The sequence below is a fragment of the Amaricoccus sp. genome (genome assembly GCF_036846665.1).
GTDB lineage: Bacteria > Pseudomonadota > Alphaproteobacteria > Rhodobacterales > Rhodobacteraceae > Amaricoccus.
This window is the reverse complement of record NZ_DAIUBO010000328.1, coordinates 1-3,577: the sequence shown is the minus strand read 5'-3', so window position 1 is coordinate 3,577 and position 3,577 is coordinate 1. Positions and strand designations below refer to the sequence as shown.

The 3,577-nt window shown below is 68.5% G+C and carries 4 protein-coding genes; 2 read left to right on the top strand and 2 right to left on the bottom strand.

What is annotated here, in order from left to right; genetic code table 11:
- Window positions 1-200: 200 nt before the first annotated feature.
- Both V7050_RS19695 and V7050_RS19690 read right to left on the bottom strand, forming a co-directional pair.
- The gene (locus tag V7050_RS19695; protein ID WP_324370442.1) at window positions 201-851 is read right to left on the bottom strand and encodes a DUF6064 family protein; all 651 of its coding nucleotides are present in this window, start codon (window positions 849-851) and stop codon (window positions 201-203) included.
- Between the two features lie 83 nt (window positions 852-934).
- Window positions 935-1,849, bottom strand: coding sequence for a transcriptional regulator GcvA (locus tag V7050_RS19690; protein ID WP_324370440.1), 915 nt, complete (start codon window positions 1,847-1,849; stop codon window positions 935-937).
- Between the two features lie 124 nt (window positions 1,850-1,973).
- On the opposite strand from V7050_RS19690, the gene V7050_RS19685 reads away from it, so the two are divergent.
- Both V7050_RS19685 and V7050_RS19680 read left to right on the top strand, forming a co-directional pair.
- Window positions 1,974-2,207, top strand: a complete 234-nt coding sequence (locus V7050_RS19685; protein ID WP_324370438.1) for a DUF1127 domain-containing protein — start codon at window positions 1,974-1,976, stop codon at window positions 2,205-2,207.
- Between the two features lie 46 nt (window positions 2,208-2,253).
- The gene (locus V7050_RS19680; protein WP_324370437.1) at window positions 2,254-3,486 is read left to right on the top strand and encodes an MFS transporter; all 1,233 of its coding nucleotides are present in this window, start codon (window positions 2,254-2,256) and stop codon (window positions 3,484-3,486) included.
- The last annotated feature ends 91 nt before the right edge of the window (window positions 3,487-3,577 follow it).

Sequence of the window (3,577 nt, the reverse complement as noted above, 5' to 3'; positions counted from 1 at the left end):
CCCGCCTGTGGCCGGCTCACGCACCCGAGGCGCCGCCCCATGCGCACCCAGACCTGCCCGTCGACCATCCACGTCTCCGCGAGCACGGGGCGCAAGAGCACCGACACGCTCTCGTGATTGACGATCTGCACCACCACTGGCCGGGCTCGCGAGCCCTCGTGCGCTGACGGTAGAGGGCCGGACTCGCTCCTGCAGCAACGTCACGGGCGCAGGGGCGGTTTGTTATGGTGCCTCCGCACTACAATGAACACGACTGCCGCGAGGACGCCACTGAGGAGCAGCGCCCAGTCCTGCGGGATCCGAAGTAGAAAGGCGGCGGAGCCGCCGATCAGCGACCAGAGCAGCGGGACGATCAGGAGCCAGAGCGGAAAGGGTTCTGCCATGAGAAGGACGCCGAAGGTGAAAATCACGAGCGGGCTGGGCGCGACCCCGAAGACCGGTACGCCCGGATAGCTCTGGCCGGCCATCGCCCCGATCGCGGGATAGAGCAGCATCGCGTAGACGATCATACTGGGCCCGATCCCGCCCCGGACGCCGCCACGAACTCGAATGTCCAGGCGCCCGGTGACCGCCGCCCACTCCAGCATCAGGCCCTGGACGACGAAGAGGGCGGCAAAGCCGTAGGCCGCCCGGTTGATCGTGCTGAAGAAGGCGGCGTGATAGGCCAGACCCGTCCACAGCCACATCAGCCCTAGGATTGCGGCGATCGCCTTCCCACCGAGCCGCGTCGGGCGGAACAGCAGAAGCAGAACCGTCGCGCCGAGCGCGTAGGCGGCGATCTGCGCCGGCCAGATCGCGGTATTGTAGGCGCGGAACACATCGATGAACGCGTCGTGGCCGAACGGCAGCATCTATGCCTCCCTGCGTCCGCCCCAGCATCCAACGTCGGACACGCGCCTGCCCTGACCGAAATCAAGTGGCGCAGGCGCCCGACCTATGGCTCGAGCGCTGCGATCCGTTGCGTATCGTCGGCGGCCTCGGCGAGTAGCCAGTCCCGGAAGGTGGCGATCTTCGGCAGTGACGCGGACGCCTTCGGGCAGACGATCCAGTAGGATTTGGCGAGCGGCAGGGCGAGTGCGAACGGACGCACGAGCCGGCCGTTGAGCAGGTCCCAGGCGGCGAGGGTGGTGCGCGCGAGTGTGACGCCCTGGCCGTCCACCGCGGCGTCGATCACCATGCTCGCCCGGTTCAGCACGGGGCCGTGCGTGGCCCCTGCGACATTAACCCCCGCCGCCTCCAGCCAGGTCGCCCAGACCGTCCGGTCGTCGAGATGCAGCAGCGGAAAGCCGAGCAGGTCGGCCGGCTCAATCAGCGGGCGTGCGTCGGTCGCGAGCCGCGGGCTGCAGACCGGGAACAGCTCCTCGCTGCAGAGCCGTGTCACGTGCAGCCCCGGCCAACGACCCTCGCCATGACGAACGGCCAGATCGATGTCCTCGCGGGCGAAGTCGACGTGATGCAGCGTCGCCGACACCCTGAGCTCGATACTCGGGTAGGCCTCCGCGAAGCGCCCGAGCCGATGCACCAGCCACTTGGCCGCGAAGTCAGGTGAAGTGCTGACCGTGAGCACCCCGAAGTTCTGTCGCTGCAAAAGCCGCTCGGTGCCGATGGCGATACGGTCGAAGGCGTCGCGGACCACGTTCAGGTAGTCACGGCCCGCCTCGGTGATCACCAGCCGCTGGCGCTCGCGGTTGAAGAGCTTGAGCCCGAGCTCAGCCTCGAGCGCCTTCACCTGATGGCTGACCGCGCCCTGCGTGACGCAGAGCTCCTCGGCCGCCCGCGTGAAGCTCTCATGCCGAGCCGCCGCCTCGAAGGCTCGGACGGCGTTGAGCGAGGGGAGCCGGCGCGGCATCGCGGACACGAGGTCATGAGAAAATCTGGGGCAGGCTAGAGAAACCATGCTTTGCGGGCAAGCCCGTTCCGCCACTATTGGAGAGCCTCCATCGGCATGAAGCCGAACCACGGGAGGCCATGAAATGATCTCGACTGATGGACTGACCAGCGCCGACGCCACCATTCGTCGCCCGCCCGCAATCACGCCGTCGGCGGCAGCGATCGCGCGCGCGGCAACGACAACCATCCTCTCGTGGGGCGATCGCCGCCGCCAGCGGCATGCGCTCGCCGAGCTCGACGACCACCTGCTGCGCGACATCGGATTGACGCGGCACCAGGCGCGGACGGAAGCTCTGAAGCCCTTCTGGTGCGGCTAGCAGCGGCGGGGGTGCTGGCGCTTCGGACGCAGGCAGGGTGATCGGCTTGACAAGCGACTCCGCGCGGCAGGCATCGGCGGAATCGCCGGCGGCGGGAGCGCTGGTCTACCTGCTTTCGGCCCGGGCGGTGCGCGACTTCGGCGACGGGTTCGTCGCCGTGCTGCTCCCGGTCTACCTGACGGCTCTCGGCTACTCGCCGTTCGAGGTGGGCGCGATCGCGACCGCGGCTCTGCTCGGCTCGGCGCTGCTGACGCTCGGAATAGGGGTGATCGGCAGCCGGCACGACCGCCGGCGGCTGCTGCTGGCCGGCGCGTGCCTAATGATAGCGACCGGCGTTGCCTTCGCGCTCGTGCACGAGTTCGCCCTGCTGCTGGTGGTGGCCTTCGCCGGCACGATCAATCCCTCGGCCGGCAGCGTCAGCGTCTTCGTGCCCCTCGAGCATGCGGTTCTGAGCGGCGAGAGCGCCGACAGGAGCCGGACCCGGATGTTCGCGCGCTACAGTCTGATCGGCGCTCTGAGCGCGGCCTGCGGGGCGCTCGCCGCGGCGATCCCAGCATATCTTGCCGAGACCGGCATGGACCAGCTGACGGCGATCAAGGCGATGTTCGTGCTCTACGCCCTGCTCGGCGTCGCCGGATGCCTGCTCTACGCGCGCCTGCCGCGGCGTCCGCTGCCGTCGAGCGGCGCTCCCTCGGGGGCACTTGGCCCGTCGCGGCATATCGTCTACCGCCTCGCCGCCCTCTTCAGTCTCGACGCCTTCGCCGGCGGCTTCGTGGTCCAGTCGCTGCTGGCCCTCTGGCTGTTCGAGCGGTTCGACATGTCGCTGAGCGCCGCGAGCCTGTTCTTCTTCTGGTCGGGCCTGCTCTCGGCCTTCTCCTTCCCGGTCGCGGCGTGGCTCTCGCGGCACATCGGCCTGATCAACACGATGGTGTTCACGCACATCCCGTCGAGCGTCTGCCTGATTCTGGCGGCATTCGCACCGACGCTGCCGCTTGCCCTCGCCTTGCTGCTAGTGCGGGCGGCGCTGTCGCAGATGGACGTGCCGACCAGATCCTCCTACGTCATGGCGGTCGTTACCGAGGCGGAACGGCCGGCAGCCGCGAGCTTCACCTCGGTGCCGCGCAGCCTCGCTGCCGCCGCAAGCCCGGCGCTCTCCGGCGCCCTGTTCGCCGCCTCGTTCCAGGCGCTGCCGCTGCTGATCTGCGGTTTCCTGAAGATCGCCTACGACCTGATGCTCCTTGCCCAGTTCAGGCAATTGAAGCCGCCGGAGGAACAGTGACGGTCATGCGGCCCGGGAACCAGACCCGTACGGCCTTTGCTGTGACCCCCGCTTTCTCCTCCATCTGAGGTTAGAGTCCGGCCCGAAAGAG

Coding starts and splice junctions, on each gene's coding strand:
- V7050_RS19690 (WP_324370440.1), bottom strand. CDS start 1,849: ATGCCGCGCCGGCTCCCCTCGCTCAACGCCGTCCGAGCCTTCGAGGCG.
- V7050_RS19685 (WP_324370438.1), top strand. CDS start 1,974: ATGATCTCGACTGATGGACTGACCAGCGCCGACGCCACCATTCGTCGC.
- V7050_RS19695 (WP_324370442.1), bottom strand. CDS start 851: ATGCTGCCGTTCGGCCACGACGCGTTCATCGATGTGTTCCGCGCCTAC.